We start from the raw sequence: 15,294 nt of genomic DNA, 5'->3' as shown, positions 1-15,294 counted from the left end.
GTGTATCTAATGAAAAAAATAATAAATGTTAGTTTTATTTTATTATTTATGCTTATAACATCCATAGCAAAGGCAAGTGTGGTACTTGAGCGTACACGTCTAATTTTTCCCATGGACAAATCAATACTGTCATTGCAAATTTTTAATCGCAGTGAACAACCAACATTAGTTCAATCTTGGATAGATGATGGTGATATTTCATCAACCCCTGAGACGACAACGGCGCCTTTTATTGTAATTCCTCCTATAATGAAAGTTTCTTCTAATGGAGGAGCGCAATTAAGAATACAACAATTAGACAATAAGTTGCCTCAAGATAGAGAGTCTATTTTTTATCTTAATGTGCTTGATATTCCGCCTAAACCCAACAGTGGTGAAAATACAAACACGTTGCAATTAGCATTACAAACTCGTATTAAGCTTTTTTATCGCCCTAAACAACTCGAGTTAACAAGTAGCGCTATTTTTAACCAGATTGAGATTACAAAGGAACAGCAGAATTTAGAGATTAGTAATCCTTCAGCTTATTTTTTTACGATTTCCAAAATATATACACAAGAGAATAAAGAGCAATCTTTAATTCATACCACAATGATAGCGCCGTTTTCAAAACAGAAAATCGAATATAAAGGACGAGTTGATACCAATCAAGTCATTACCGTCATCTATATAGATGATGATGGAAATTATCAGCAAGATAAGAAGAATATACATTGATTACATTTTTATAATAAAAAAGGCTGCATATTATTGAAGTATTTAATATGCAGCCTGTACAGCCAACACTTGATCTTTACTTTATTACTTAGCTTATGTCTTCGTTATCCATAACATGATGACGTTCAGCGTGATAGCCTTCTTCGTCATAACCAAAACGCCAATAAGGAATGGCATAAATCAAACTACGATCGTAACCGTTATCACGGCGAATATGGCGTCTTAATGCACGAATAATTTTGTCCTCACCTGCGATCCAGAATGCTACATCTTCAGCGGGCAATTCCCATGACATAAATTCATTAATTAAGTTTTGAGTTTGTTCTTCAACTGAGCCAACCAACCAGATTATCTCTAAACCGCTAGGATGTTTAATTTCTTGGCGATGCGTTTCGTCTTCTACTCGTATAATGACTTTCCCTTGAACATTAGGCTGCATAGTTTCAATTAAAGCCATTAAAGCAGGTAATGAACTTGGATCGGCTGCCATATAGTAATGTGAAGCAGGTACTAATAAAGGATCAGGACCACCCGGATTAGTGATCCCAATATAGTCGCCTTGCTTAGCATTTAGCGCGAAATGAATGGCAGGGCCTGCATCATCATGTACGGCAAATTCAATATCTATCTCTTTTTGCTCAGGACGAATAGCACGAACACTATAAGTACGTACAATCGATCTTGGTTCACCTTCAGGCCATTTAGGGCCTTTTTCAGAAAAACCCGGTACGGTTGGTTTAACTTGGCCTTCTAAAGGTAAGAATATTTTTAAATGTGCACCCGCAGTATCTGCTGGGTAAGTATCTAAATCATCACTCGTAAAGGTGATACAGCGCATTCCCGGTGTAACATCAGTAATACGTTTTACTTGAACTAGGCGAGGAGGGGCTGGTTTATAAATATTTTTTTCTTGAGGTGTTTTTTGGTTACTCACGTTTTTTTACCTGACTCATTTAATTGTTTTATCGACGTAGATATTATCATTTTCAATTAATAATGATAGTCATTATCAACATTAATATTGATTTAGTAAAGGAATGCGTATTTTTTACTTATAGAGTGTGATTAGGTTCAAACTCACAATAAAGAAAAAACTTAAAGATCAACGCAATAAGCATGGTGTAATAACTTGATAGTATTAATTAGAAAAGCTAGAGGTAAATAAAAACACTAAAGTACAATGTAGGCGGGGGGGATGTATTGGCATTATTCTATTTAAAGAGAGGAACGATTTTAGATGGTTACAACAATGATAGGAAAATCAATTAATACAGTGAGCAAACTAAATAGTTATACACTCACTGTATTGTCATATTAATTCAGCAATAGATTAAGCTTTAGGATCTGGGCCGAATCTGTTGTCACCTTTAGTACCTTCAAGGCACATAAAGACAAAAACAATTAATCCACCAACAGCAGGAATAAATGCAAGTAAGAACATCCAACCTGATTTATCTTGGTCGTGGAAACGACGAATAGTTACAGCAAGGCTAGGTACGATAATCGCTAAAGAATAAATACCGATAATAATACCTACAATCGAACCTAATGAACTCGTTTCACCAGTGTTCATATCTATTGATGACATTAAAATAGCATATAGAACAGTAATAATAATGGTATTTACCAGAGTAAACATCCAATATTCTTTTCTGCGAGCACGGCCTGAAAAGTTAGCGTAATTATTTTTAATGACTTCCAAATACCAATTCATGACTTCATCCTTAATTTAGTAGCAACAATACGTAAGCCTAGTGTAAGTGATCTTTCTTAGCAATTAAGATAATTCTAAATTATCAAAATATGTATTTTGAACAGACATTGTCCATTACCCACACGTTTAATAGGGGGGGATTTAATTTTTGAATTAATCATATGGGTATATCTAAATGACTCTTTTAGCGTGTCTTTATAGAATAATACAGATATGAATCCTCTAGGCGGCGATATCATAATTACTTTGGAAGCCTAATTCAACATTCATTCTATCTTATTTCTAGAGAAGATGGCTTTTTATAGGATTGTTTGTATCTTTATTTATCGTAATAAATGCATAAAAAAGATTTTATCTCTTACCATTAATCAAAAATGATGTATTTGTAGTTATTTTAGCAAAGAGTTTGATTTAAATTTAGTTAATCATAGAAAAATGAAAATATTTACTTTTTTGCTTCCTTTTCCATTTTCTTTTATCGCAAAATAATTTATATAAATTAGCCATTAAAAGAGCATCTGATAACAATAGGCTAAGGTGTAATAATACTAAACAATAACCCATTATTTTAAATAAAGATAAAAGGGCTGAAGATAACTTCAGCCCTTTCTTTACTTTTTATTTTATAGCTTACCGTATTCGGTGCTAGTTAATTATATTGCTGTATGTACTTCGCCTTTACTTGACTTTCATTCCGGCTAACGTCATTAAAAAACGAAAGAGAGAAGAAACTGCGAATAAGGCTAAAACACTACAAAACCAAATAGTAATCAACCATCCCCATCTTTTTAATAACGAGGGTTTGCTTTGTATTTGTGGATCAGTGATAACCTTCTTCATAATTTGTTTTTCCTCTGAAAACGTAATAACTCCAGAATGTGTACACAAGAATAATTGGAATAATAAACAGTGCGCCAACTAGCATAAACCCTTGGCTTTCTGGCGGTGCGGATGCCTCTACAAAACTAATTGCAGGTGGAATAATGTTAGGCCAAATACTGATCCCTAATCCTGCAAAACCTAAGAAAATTAAAGCCAGTGCGCCAAAGAAAGGCAGGTAATGCCCCTGTTTTTTCACTGAACGTAAAATTAACCAAACGCTATACAACACTAAAAGAGGAACAGGTAAAAAGAAGAACAGGTTTGGTAATGTGAACCAACGTTCAGCAATTGTAGGTTGTGCTAATGGTGTCCATGCACTAACTGCTGCAATGACTGCAAGCATAACAAGTGTAAGAGGTTTTGCGACCTTATATAGACTCTGCTGTAAATGACCTTCGGTTTTCATAATTAGCCAGCCACATCCTAATAACGAATAGGCGATAACTAATCCAAATCCACAAAAGAGTGCAAAAGGGGATAACCAATCAAAATAGCTACCCGCAAAGGCGCGATTAACAACAGGCAAACCTTGAACAACGCTACCAACGACAACGCCTTGCATAAAGGTGGCTAAGATAGAGCCAAAGATAAATGATTTATCCCAAAAACCTTTGTGGTTGTCATCGGCTTTAAAACGAAATTCAAACGCGACACCACGAAAAATTAAGGCGACAAGCATTAATGTTAGAGGCATTGCTAAAGCATCAAGAATAACCGCGTAAGCCAATGGGAAAGCACCAAATAATGCAGCTCCTCCTAGGACTAACCATGTTTCGTTGCCGTCCCATACAGGGGCAACAGTATTCATCATTAAGTCACGATCTTGGTCACTTTTAATAAATGGATAAAGCATACCGATACCCAGATCGAAACCATCCATGACAATATACATTAACGTACTAAATACAATAATGACGAACCAAATAACTGGTAAATCAATTCCCATGATGAACCTCCGGTGTACCTTTACGGATCAGTTTTAACATATAGGCATATCCAACACCGAATACAGAGCTATAAACAACTAAGAAGATGAGCAAGCTTATACTCATATGCATTTCGCCGTGTGCAGATACGGCATCTCGAGTTCGTTGTATGCCATAAACAACCCAAGGTTGACGTCCTACTTCTGTTGTAAACCAACCAGCAAGAATAGCGATCAGTCCTGAAGGAGCCATCAAAAAAGTTAAGCGTAAGAAAGTCTTAGATTCATAAAGTTTCTTTTTATATCGTAGCCATGTTCCCCAAACACCCACTAAAATCATTAACATGCCAAGGCCAACCATAATGCGGAAAGACCAGAAGACGATAAGTGAGTTAGGTCGGTCTTCTTTAGGAAACTCTTTTAATGCTGGAACTTGTTTTTCTAAGCTATGAGTTAAGATCATGCTGCCAAGATAAGGAATTTCTATCTTATATTTTGTTTCTTCAGCATCCATATCTGGCATACCAAAGAGAATTAACGGCGTTGCTTCTCCGGGTTCATTTTCCCAATGACCTTCGATCGCGGCAATTTTAGCGGGTTGATGTTTTAAGGTGTTTAAACCATGGACATCACCAATGAGTGCTTGAATTGGTGCTAAAATTAAAATCATCCATAAAGACATTGAAAGCATCTTTTTCATCGCGGATGTTTTATTGCCTTTGAGCAGATGCCATGAGGCAGATGCGGCAATAAAGAAGGCAGATGCAAGGAAAGCGGCAACACCCATATGAGCAAGGCGATAAGGGAATGATGGATTGAAAATAACCGCGATCCAATCTACGGGAACGACTTGGTTATTTATAATTTCAAACCCTTGTGGTGTTTGCATCCAGCTATTTGAAGCCAAGATCCAAAATGTAGACATTAATGTACCTAATGCCACCATACAGGTTGCAAAAAAGTGGAGTTTTTCACCTACTTTATTCCAACCAAATAGCATTACACCTAAGAAACCGGCTTCTAAGAAGAAAGCAGTAAGAACTTCATAAGTGAGTAAAGGGCCTGTAATTGAGCCCGCAAAATCAGAGAAAAAGCTCCAGTTGGTTCCGAATTGATAGGCCATAACCAAACCGGAGACAACGCCCATAGCAAAGTTAACAGCGAATATTTTTGACCAAAAATGGAATAGCGCTAAATAATCCTTATTGCGAGTTTTTAACCATAAACCTTCCAAGACGGCTAAAAAGCTAGCCAGTCCGATAGTAATTGCAGGGAAGATAATATGAAAAGAAACTGTGAACGCAAACTGGATACGCGCCAAATCAAAGGCACTTAACCCAAGCATAAAAACCTCGTTATATTGATATAAAAATGTAAATAGCAGGTAAATCGTGTGGATTAGTAGACCATATGACAGTAAGCTATAATAGTGACAATAAGTTTAAAAATGACTATAACAGTTTTGAGGTAAACAGTTTTATATGACTCGATATGAACAGCTTGCAGCGCAAATACGCCAACAAATTGAAGATAATATCTGGCAATCTGGCGACCGTTTACCTTCATTGCGGGATACGGTGAAACAATCAGGTTTAAGTTTAATGACTGTTTTACAATCGTATCAGTTATTAGAAAGCCAAGGATGGATAACTGCGCGACCACAATCAGGTTATTACGTTGCACATCGTAATACCCGTTTTGGTCAAGTAACAGCCAGCAAAGGGCTACACATGAGTGAGAATGTTGAAATAAGCACTTCTATTTTCAATGTCCTTCAAGCGTGTAAAGATCCTGAAATTATTCCTTTTGGTTCCGCTTTCCCCGATCCCAGTTTATTTATTCAGCCTAAATTAAGTAGTGCGTTGGCTTCTGCCGCAAGACATTTAGCGCCCCAAAGTTCGGTGATCAATTTACCTCCGGGAAATGAAAAGTTACGCCGTAACATTGCACAACGCTATGCATTACAAGGAATTCATGTCTCCCCAGATGAAATTGTGATTACTGCTGGTGCAATGGAATCATTAAGTTTTAGTTTGCAAGCAGTCACCGAACCGGGTGATTGGGTTGTGATTGAGTCACCTGCATTTTATGGCGCATTACAAGCTATTGAACGTTTGCGATTAAAAGCGATTGCCATTAGAACAGATCCTGTAACAGGAATTTGTTTAGATGAACTCGAAAAAGTGGTTGAGCAATACGATATTAAAGCCTGCTGGTTGATGAGCCATTGTCAAAACCCATTAGGTGGAACAATGCCCGATGAGAATAAAATAAGGCTGGTGGACATATTAGCGAAGAAACAGATAACGCTAATCGAAGACGATGTCTATGGCGAACTCTATAACAGCCAGAAAGCACCGATGCCAGTAAAAGGTTTTGATAAAACAAATAGCGTTTTACATTGTGCTTCTTTTTCCAAATGTCTTGCACCGGGATTTCGAGTGGGTTGGGTCGCAGCAGGAAAACATGCAACAAAAATACAGCAGTTGCAAATGATGAGTACAGTTTCTGCCAGTATGCCAACACAGCAAGCCATTGCCGATTATTTATCACAAGGTGGTTATGATACGCATCTTCGCCGATTAAGATTATTGTTAGAACAAAGGCGTTATCGGATGCTACAAGCGATACAAACGCATTTACCTGAAGATGTAAAAGTGAATATTCCATCAGGAGGATATTTTCTCTGGTTAGAGTTTGAATCAACATTTGATGCCAATAAACTCTATCACTTTGCATTAGAAAGAGGTGTCAGTATTGCACCGGGTTCAATGTTTTCCACCAGCTCTCAATTTAATCATGCATTTCGTTTAAACTCTTCTTTTCAATGGAATAGTCGTACTGAAAAAGGAATGGAAATTATTGGTGAGGGATGCAGAAAATTACGACGTAAATAGCTGACGTCAGCGCACATTTTTAAAAGTTAGCTATTGATTTATTGACGGTAATCTCCAATGATTAATCCTTAACCTCATTATCAGACTGATAGCCAGATATTGCAGGAGGATACAATGAAGCTACGTTGTTTTGATCAACAAGAGTTACCGTTTATATCGTGGAATAATCAAAAAGGTACAACGCAAGAAATTGTGTGTTGGCCGGTTAATAATGATTTTTCATGGCGAGCGTGTTTAACCTCCATCGAAGAGAATAGCTCATTAGGACAATTTCCTGACATTGATCGGCAAATGGTGCTATTAGAAGGTAATGGCATCAATTTAAATAGCCCCGGTTTTCTTAGTCATTCCGTTACAGACTCTTATCAGCCTTTTGATTTTTCAGGTGATATCCATGTTCAATCTGAACTTATTAAAGGCAGCGTAAAATGCTTAAATATTATGGTGCGTCGGACGTGCTGGAAAGCAGAAACGACCTTAGTAACACGGCCACTTATTTTGCCTAGTTCTCATGCAGGATTAATTTATGTCACTCAAGGTGAATGGACTTTAATGGGCGCAACTTGTCAGAGTTTATCAAAAGGACAGGGAGCGTGGTGGTTGCCTGATATTCGAGAAGGTGAAATAAGACCGTTAACCGCAAATTGCCAATTATTATGGGCAGATATTCGACCACTTAAATAGAGGCATTTTTGTGGTCAAATACTGACTAGAATAATAAATAGTGCTTAGGATTAAGGCTAATTTAAAGCCAAATTAATAGCCGCAAAAGTGAGTAATCCACCTGCAATGCCATCGTTATAGCGGCGACGTTTTTCACTTAAACCGCCTTTTAAGCCAATATAAGCAAAAAAGGTGCCTAGCAGACCATAAATAATTAAGCAAGTCGTGATAAATATCCCAGATAACAGCAATGATTGTGTTGCTACATCATTATGATTATCAATAAAGTTTGGTAAAATAGCGAGATAAACGAGTAGTCCTTTAGGATTAAGAAAACTGGTTAAAAAACCTTTACGAAATAGATGTGAGGTTTTTGAGGCATCTAGGGCTAATTGACCTTTTTTGCAGGCAGATATCAACATCTTGACTGCAAGATAACTGATATAGAACACACCAACCCATTTGAGTAAATGAAATAAAATGGGTGATGCTGATACTAAGGCGGCAAGCCCTAACGCACTCAGTAATGCATGGGTTAAATAGCCTGATATAACGCCAGTATTGGCAATCCATGCTGATTTCATACCGCCTGATAGCCCTTGGGATGAGATAAAAAGAATATCGGGCCCAGGTGTGCAGATAAGCGGTAAAACAGTCAGTGCGAATAATAATAAAGTGTTAAATTCCATCTTTTCACCTGATAGAGATAGTTTAAGAGAAATATCGTTTTTGCTGTGAAATTTAGCGGAAAGATTATATGATGTTTTCGAAAAAATCGGGTTGCTTTGTTGCTAACAAAAAGAATTAATTGGCAATAAAATTCCACAAATAGAATTAAGGTTAATCTTTGATGTCAATAAAATTAGATAAGATAGATAAACATATTTTGCAGGTGCTTCAGCGTGATGGCAAAATCCAGAACATTGAGCTGGCAAAAGAGGTTGGACTCTCACCTTCTCCTTGTCTTCGTCGTGTGCGTTTACTCGAAGAATCTGGTGTGATCACTCGTTATGTTGCTGTATTAGATGGCAGTAAGGTTGATGCAGGATTATCTTTATTTGCAAGAATTTGGTTTAGAGCGCAAGATGCTGAAACTATTGAAGAATTTGTAAAAGCTATCAAGGTATTACCTGAAGTGGTTGAATGTCATTTAATGGCTGGCGAATGTGATGCTCTTATTCGCATCGTTACTAAAGATTTAGCAACGTATCGTCGTTTTCATGCCGATTATTTAACACAAATTCCAAGCATCCAAAGTATAAAAACAGAAGTACCAATGGAAACGGTAAAAGTGAGTTTTGCTTTACCACTTTAATTTTCTAAACATTTAGGTTTAGTTAATTTTAAATCATCACACGATATTTTTAATAGAGAAAGCCTCTAGTTAATTTGAACTGTCCAATAAACTGGGGTCAGTTCAAATTTAACGGAGGCTTTTTTATTACACTCTAATTGTTTATCTGTATGTTATTTCACTGATATTATTTTGTGTATGGATGTAATAATAGAGCCAATTAATAGCTCTATTATTATATTTAATTTCTTATCTAGATTATCAATAAAGAAATTTATTTTGTTCGAGATGGATTAGATAATTTTCTTGTTACTATTTCGGCAGCTTGAGCAACAATGTCTTTACGGTATTTTGCATCTTGTTCTTGTTGTGTGAAATAAACGACTAGAATTAATGGTGCATGGTTTTCAGGCCAAATAACGGCAATATCGTTAGTTGTACCATAATCACCACTACCGGTTTTATCCCCAACAACCCAGTGTTTTGGTAAACCCGCTTTAATACTGTTATCACCCGTTGTATTACCTTTTAACCAAGTAACAAGTTGTTGACGCTGAGATTGACCTAGTGCATCGCCTAATGTCAGTGCTTGAAGACTTTTAGCCATCGCAATTGGAGAAGTAGTATCACGAGGATCACCATGAATTGCTGTATTTAATTCAGGCTCTTTACGATCAAGGCGATAAGTGACATCATTAATTGAACGTGCAAATTGAGTGACTTTGGCTGGACCGCCTAAATAATCTAATATCTTATTCATTGCTGTATTATCGCTATATTGCAATGTAGCCGCACTTAATTCAGCCAGTGTCATTCCTGTTGTTAAATGTTTTTCTGTAATAGGGCTGTAAGCAACTAAGTCAGATTTTTTAATCGTAATATTCTTATCTAATAATCCGGCTTGTTTTTCACTCGCTTTTAAAACGGCTGCAACCGCCATAACCTTACTTGTACTTGCCATCGCAAAGCGTTCTTCACCACGGTATGTTATTTGTGAGTTATCTTCGGTGTTGATTAATGCCACGCCTAAACGACCTTGGCTATATTTTTCCAGCGTATTTAATTGCTCTTCAATTGTATTATTGTTGTCAGCCCATAGCATTGGAGATGCTAATAGAGATATTAATGAAACTGCGATCGCTGCTGTTTGGCGAAATGTTGTTTTAAACATGGTCATTGTTGCTCATATTAAGTTAATAAAGAAAATCTCAATATAAATAGACAGTTATTGGGTAGATATAGAGCCGTTTATTTATAGGGTGCAATATCCTATTTAATTGATTTATTGACAATCGATAATAAATCACCTTAGCTTATAGAAAATCTAATGGTTAAGAATATTATGCGAACACATCTCCCCCTAAATGCACTGCGTGCATTTGAAGCTTCAGCAAGACATCTTAATTTCACCAAAGCGGCATTAGAGCTGTATGTCACTCAAGGTGCTGTTAGCCAACAAGTGAGAATGTTAGAAGAGCGGCTTGGCGTTATTCTTTTTAAGCGCTTACCTCGAGGTTTAGAAATGACGGATGATGCTCAAATCTTATTTTCTGTATTAACAACGGCTTTTAGTGATATTGAGCGTGTATTTAAACAATTTGAACGCGGTGAATATCGCGATGTTGTTTCGATTGCAGCTGTCGGTACATTTGCGGTGGGGTGGTTATTACCTAGGTTGACCGAATTTAGGCAGTTATATCCAAGAATAGAAGTGAATTTAAGAACAAATAATAATGTGGTTAATTTGGCTACTGAAGGATTAGATTTTGCTATTCGATTTGGTGAAGGTTTATGGCCATTAACTCATAACAAAGCATTATTTTCTGCACCATTAACGGTATTGTGTTCATCGGGTACGGCGAAACGTTTACAACATCCAACTGATCTAATAAATGAAAACTTGTATCGCTCTTATCGAGAAGATGAGTGGTTACAATGGTTTGAAAAAGCAAATATGTCGCCTATAAAAATAACGGGCTCTATTTTTGACTCTTCACGCTTAATGATTGAAAGTGCTATTTATGAAGGAGGAGTTGCATTAGCACCAGCAAAAATGTTTTCAAGAGAAATTGAAAATGGTCAGTTAGTGCAACCCTTTAAAATAGAAGTTGAAATGGGAAAATATTGGCTAACATACTTAAAATCAAAGCCAATGACAGCATCAATGGAAATATTTCAGCAATGGTTAATGAGTGAAGCGCTAAAAGAATGCAGTGAGTGATATAAAAATAAATAGCACTGATTAATTTCAATGCTATTTGTTATTTTTACTCGAAGTATATTTTTTCAATTACAAAGAAAAATGCTCTTTTACTATTTCTCTGCCTATTTCAATAGACGCAGTTGCCGCAGGTGACGGAGCATTACAAACATGCAGTGAACGTTTACCTTTTACAAAATGGAAATCATCTACTAATTTCCCTTTACGAGTTAATGCTTGGGCTCGAACACCAGCAGGACCCGGATGAATATCTGCTTCACGTAAATCAGGAATGAGTTTTTGTGCATTCGCAGTAAATAATTTACGGGAATATGAACGACGAAGCTCTGCCATTCCTTCACCTAAATAATTTCCAGCAATTTTCCAAAATCCTTTATAAGTGAGAACTTCGGCGAGATCTTTTAAGTTAATGTCGCTTTTTTTATAACCTTCACGCTTAAAAGCTAATACCGCATTAGGCCCAACATCGCGGTGTCCGTTATACATACGTGTAAAATGCACACCTAAGAAAGGAAAATCAGGATTAGGAACAGGGTAGATCAGATGGTTTACTAAGTAGTTTTTATTAGCATTAAGCATAAAATATTCACCACGGAATGGGACTATTTTCATGCCTGTGTCATAACCTGCCATTTTAGCAATACGATCACTAAATAAACCGGCGCAATTAATTAACCATTTACCTGTAAATTGGTTATTGGAAGTTGTAACAGTGACAGTATCATCGGTTTCATTAATTGTTGTAACCGCTTGTCCAAATGCAAATTCACCACCACGAGATTGAATAATTTCAACGTGTTTTGCCGCAATTTCAGGGTAATTCACAATGCCTGCATCAGGAACTAATAAGGCAGCAATACCATTAACATAAGGCTCTCTGACTTTAAGCTCGGCTTCAGTCATTTTGATAACTTCAAGTCCGTTTTCAATACCACGTTGATAGATATTTTCTAATGCTTGTAACTCTTTTTCATTGGTGGCAACAATGACTTTGCCACAACGGTCATAATAGAGATTATGTTGTTGGCAAAATGCATACGTTGTGATGTTGCCTTGTTTTGCCAGCCTCGCTTTAAGGCTCCCTGGTGTGTAATAAATACCTGAATGAACAACATTACTGTTATGCCCACTTTGGTGAACAGCAGGGCCAGATTCTTTATCAATCACTAGTAATTTCAGCTCAGGTTGACTCTCTTGTAGTGCACTTGCAACCCCTAATCCGACTAATCCCGCACCAATAATAATCACGTCATAAGTCATAATATTATCCATTTTATAAATTTTAAATTAACAGGGTTCTTGTTGTAAGCGCTTTAATTTGCCACGCACATTGGTTAAATGAAGACGCATTCTATGGCTTGTCTCATCGTGATCTTGTTGACGTATTGACTCAAGAATTGCCTCATGTTCTGCAATTACTCGTTCAATTTCAGTATCTCGTCCTTTGTTTTGACTTAACGAATACATTAATACACCAAGGTAGAGTTCATGTAAGTTATCTAAGATCCGGACAAAAAAGGGATTATGTGAGGCAACCATAATCGAACGATGAAATTGATAATCTTCTTTATGACCAATGCTTTTGTTTTGCCTTGTTGCCAAAACAAAAGCGTCGTGGGCGTTTTCGATAGCGCGTAATTCTTCTGGTGTTCGACGTAAAGCGGCAATAGCTGCCGCTTCATGTTCAATGACCTCACGCATTTCAAGCAGCGAATCTATCTCTTCAGGACAAGCAATTTCCATAACTAATGGCTCATATTTACTGAGTATAGAATGGTCAATGACACGGCGACCGCCCCCTTGGCGTGAAGTTACTATGCCACTGGCTTCTAAGACACCTAATGCTTCTCTGATGGGGACTCGACTGACGCCAAAGGCGTCAGCAAGTACATTTTCAGAAGGTAACTTTTCACCAACAGGGTATGTCCCGTTACTAATATTTTGCTTTATCTGCTCAAGAATTTGATGCGACGCTTTTTGGCGTGAGATCTTTTGTATCATCTAGTTTTCTCCAGATGCATGCTCCATATTGGCTAATTGTTTTTTAGACCGTAATAAATGGAATGCACCAGTCAATAGGATCAAGGCGACACCTAAAAGGTCGGTATATAAGCCCGGTTTAATCATTAGAATTGCTGCTGCTGCAAATGCAATACGCTCAAACCACGTTGTTTTAATCATCCAGAAGTTTGCTGTTGCGATACTTAGTGCATAAATTCCGATTAATGCACTAATAATCATTAATCCAATAGAAAGTACACCTAAATTATCACCTTGCATCAATAAAGCAGGGTTATAGACTAAAATAAACGGAATGATAAAACCAGGAAGTGCTAAGCGAACCGCATCCCATGATGTTTGCATTGGATCAGCTCTTGCAATACTGGCTGCGGTATAACTTGCCAATGCTACAGGCGGTGTAATATTAGATAGAGCACCAAACCAGAAAACAAAGAAGTGAGCTGCTAAAGGCATTACACCCGCTTTAATTAAGATAGGTGACACTGTAACGGCTACGACAATATATAATGCCGTTGAAGGTAAACCCATACTTAATACAATACACACCAGCATAACAACTAATAAGATCATCCATAATGTGTTATCTGTCATTGAGACAATATTAAATGCTAATGTCGCACCAATACCTGTCATTGTAACGACACAGATAATGACACCTATGGCAGCACAAGCGACAGTCACTTGAACCGATCCACGAGCAGCTTCAGCTAAGGCATCGGCCACTTTAGTTAATGTCATACGGACTGATTTATCAGGTGTAATCCAGCTTGCAACAATAATAGTTAGAATACCTAAGAAACCTGCATAAATAGGTGTTTTACCCACTAATAAGGTGCCAATAACAATAACTAAAGGCAGTAATAATAAACCACGCGCTTTTAATACCGCTTTAACTTGTGGGATATTCTCTTTACTTAAACCTTTTAATCCTTGTTTTTTAGCTTCGATATCAATCGCCATAATTAATGCTGCGTAATACAACAACGCTGGAATAATCGCGGCAATAACAATCGTGGTATAAGAAATGCCCAAAAAGCCCGCCATAATAAATGCAGCAGCACCCATAATAGGTGGCATTATCATACCGCCCGTTGATGCAGTTGCTTCTACGGCACCCGCAAAGCGAGGTGTTAATCCAATGCTTTTCATCAAAGGAATGGTAAAAGTACCGGTTGTTGCTACGTTGGCGACAGCACTTCCACTTAATGAACCCGTTAATGCAGACGAAATAACAGCAACTTGAGCAGGACCACCACGGCGACGACCCGCAAGAGCAAGTGCTAAGTCATTAAATAGCGCTGTTGCACCACTCACACTTAAGAACGAGCCAAAAAGAATAAAGACAACAATTGCTGTTGAGGCTGTTGAAAGTGTGATCCCAAAAATACCTTCACTGGTCATAAATAAACGGTATAACAATCTTTCTACAGAGAATCCTGCATGACCGAAAATACCCATAAAATACTGACCAAATAAAGCGTAGATAATGGCAAAAGTGGCAAGCCCTGGAATGAAATAGCCAGTGGTTCTTCTTGCTGCTTCAAACAGTACAATAATTCCTAATATGGCCATGACATAATCGGTGGTATTTGGAATACTTTTTCTCACAACGTGAAGATCAACATAATTAAAGAAAAAGTAGCCATAACTGATTAATGTTAAAGCAATAAAAAGATAATCCCATCCATTAAATTTAGGCGTTGAAAAACGCTTAGAGAATGGAAACAAAATAAAACCTAAAATTAAAATACCGCTAAGAAAAATAGTATTACGATAAAACTCTTGAGTATTTGATAATGCGTTGGAATAAATAGCATAAAGCGAAATTAATATTGCAAGAGTCGTAGTAATTTTCAGGTAAATACCTGCAAGTTGGCGATTGCCGGAGCTTGCTTCTTTATCTAATGCAGGTGGCTCTACCGGAGTTAGGTGGTCATTGTTAGTCATAACTCACTCCTG

The 15,294-nt window shown here is 37.2% G+C and carries 15 protein-coding genes; 5 read left to right on the top strand and 10 right to left on the bottom strand.

Translation table 11 applies throughout. The features are described 5' to 3' along the window. Positions 1–9: 9 nt before the first annotated feature. A complete protein-coding gene (locus EHE21_RS10265; protein ID WP_194950609.1) occupies positions 10–717 on the top strand; it encodes a molecular chaperone in 708 nt (235 codons plus the stop codon). A gap of 88 nt (positions 718–805) precedes the next feature. Here EHE21_RS10265 and EHE21_RS10260 read toward each other — a convergent pair whose 3' ends face one another. The 5 genes from EHE21_RS10260 to EHE21_RS10240 all read right to left on the bottom strand — a co-directional run bounded on the left by EHE21_RS10260 (position 806) and on the right by EHE21_RS10240 (position 5,583). After that, positions 806–1,651: a siderophore-interacting protein gene (locus EHE21_RS10260; RefSeq protein WP_194950608.1), complete on the bottom strand. Its 846-nt coding sequence runs from the start codon at positions 1,649–1,651 to the stop codon at positions 806–808. A gap of 396 nt (positions 1,652–2,047) precedes the next feature. Then, positions 2,048–2,431, bottom strand: a complete 384-nt coding sequence (locus EHE21_RS10255; protein WP_088495407.1) for a DUF805 domain-containing protein — start codon at positions 2,429–2,431, stop codon at positions 2,048–2,050. A gap of 678 nt (positions 2,432–3,109) precedes the next feature. Next, positions 3,110–3,271 (bottom strand): DUF2474 domain-containing protein, encoded by a 162-nt coding sequence (locus EHE21_RS10250; RefSeq protein WP_088495408.1) that lies wholly within the window; start codon positions 3,269–3,271, stop codon positions 3,110–3,112. Continuing rightward, a complete protein-coding gene (cydB, locus tag EHE21_RS10245; RefSeq protein WP_088495409.1) occupies positions 3,252–4,259 on the bottom strand; it encodes a cytochrome d ubiquinol oxidase subunit II in 1,008 nt (335 codons plus the stop codon). Before cydB ends, EHE21_RS10250 begins: the two co-directional genes overlap by 20 nt. Beyond that, complete coding sequence (locus EHE21_RS10240) at positions 4,249–5,583, bottom strand: cytochrome ubiquinol oxidase subunit I (RefSeq protein ID WP_194950607.1); 1,335 nt, start codon at positions 5,581–5,583, stop codon at positions 4,249–4,251. The genes cydB and EHE21_RS10240 overlap by 11 nt, the downstream gene beginning before the upstream one ends. Positions 5,584–5,719: 136 nt before the next feature. On the opposite strand from EHE21_RS10240, the gene EHE21_RS10235 reads away from it, so the two are divergent. Continuing rightward, positions 5,720–7,135 (top strand): PLP-dependent aminotransferase family protein, encoded by a 1,416-nt coding sequence (locus EHE21_RS10235; protein WP_088495411.1) that lies wholly within the window; start codon positions 5,720–5,722, stop codon positions 7,133–7,135. A 114-nt stretch (positions 7,136–7,249) separates the two neighbouring features. Next, entirely contained in the window at positions 7,250–7,819 is a 570-nt protein-coding gene (locus EHE21_RS10230; RefSeq protein ID WP_088495412.1) for a HutD family protein, read from the top strand. A gap of 56 nt (positions 7,820–7,875) precedes the next feature. On the opposite strand, the gene EHE21_RS10225 is transcribed toward EHE21_RS10230, so the two are convergent. Then, complete coding sequence (locus EHE21_RS10225) at positions 7,876–8,487, bottom strand: LysE family translocator (RefSeq protein ID WP_165123369.1); 612 nt, start codon at positions 8,485–8,487, stop codon at positions 7,876–7,878. Positions 8,488–8,648: 161 nt separating this feature from the next. Here EHE21_RS10225 and EHE21_RS10220 point away from each other — a divergent pair, with 161 nt between their 5' ends. Further along, positions 8,649–9,113 (top strand): Lrp/AsnC family transcriptional regulator, encoded by a 465-nt coding sequence (locus EHE21_RS10220; RefSeq protein WP_023582027.1) that lies wholly within the window; start codon positions 8,649–8,651, stop codon positions 9,111–9,113. 253 nt (positions 9,114–9,366) lie between these two features. Here EHE21_RS10220 and bla read toward each other — a convergent pair whose 3' ends face one another. Beyond that, the gene (bla, locus tag EHE21_RS10215) at positions 9,367–10,263 is read right to left on the bottom strand and encodes a class A beta-lactamase (protein WP_194952620.1); all 897 of its coding nucleotides are present in this window, start codon (positions 10,261–10,263) and stop codon (positions 9,367–9,369) included. Positions 10,264–10,434: 171 nt separating this feature from the next. Here bla and EHE21_RS10210 point away from each other — a divergent pair, with 171 nt between their 5' ends. Further along, positions 10,435–11,313 (top strand): LysR substrate-binding domain-containing protein, encoded by an 879-nt coding sequence (locus tag EHE21_RS10210; protein WP_201161580.1) that lies wholly within the window; start codon positions 10,435–10,437, stop codon positions 11,311–11,313. Positions 11,314–11,382: 69 nt separating this feature from the next. Here EHE21_RS10210 and lhgO read toward each other — a convergent pair whose 3' ends face one another. From lhgO to EHE21_RS10195, 3 genes are read right to left on the bottom strand one after another with little or no spacing between them, the layout of a single operon-like run. Then, positions 11,383–12,585, bottom strand: a complete 1,203-nt coding sequence (lhgO, locus tag EHE21_RS10205; protein ID WP_194950605.1) for an L-2-hydroxyglutarate oxidase — start codon at positions 12,583–12,585, stop codon at positions 11,383–11,385. Between the two features lie 15 nt (positions 12,586–12,600). After that, positions 12,601–13,314 (bottom strand): FadR/GntR family transcriptional regulator, encoded by a 714-nt coding sequence (locus EHE21_RS10200; protein WP_194950604.1) that lies wholly within the window; start codon positions 13,312–13,314, stop codon positions 12,601–12,603. Then, positions 13,315–15,282: a TRAP transporter permease gene (locus EHE21_RS10195; protein WP_109372193.1), complete on the bottom strand. Its 1,968-nt coding sequence runs from the start codon at positions 15,280–15,282 to the stop codon at positions 13,315–13,317. Positions 15,283–15,294 lie beyond the last annotated feature (12 nt).

The organism is Proteus sp. GOKU (assembly GCF_015475555.1).
Taxonomy (GTDB): Bacteria; Pseudomonadota; Gammaproteobacteria; order Enterobacterales; family Enterobacteriaceae; genus Proteus; species Proteus mirabilis_B.
The sequence above is the reverse complement of the archived record's forward strand: the minus strand, read 5'-3'. Positions and strand labels throughout refer to the sequence as shown.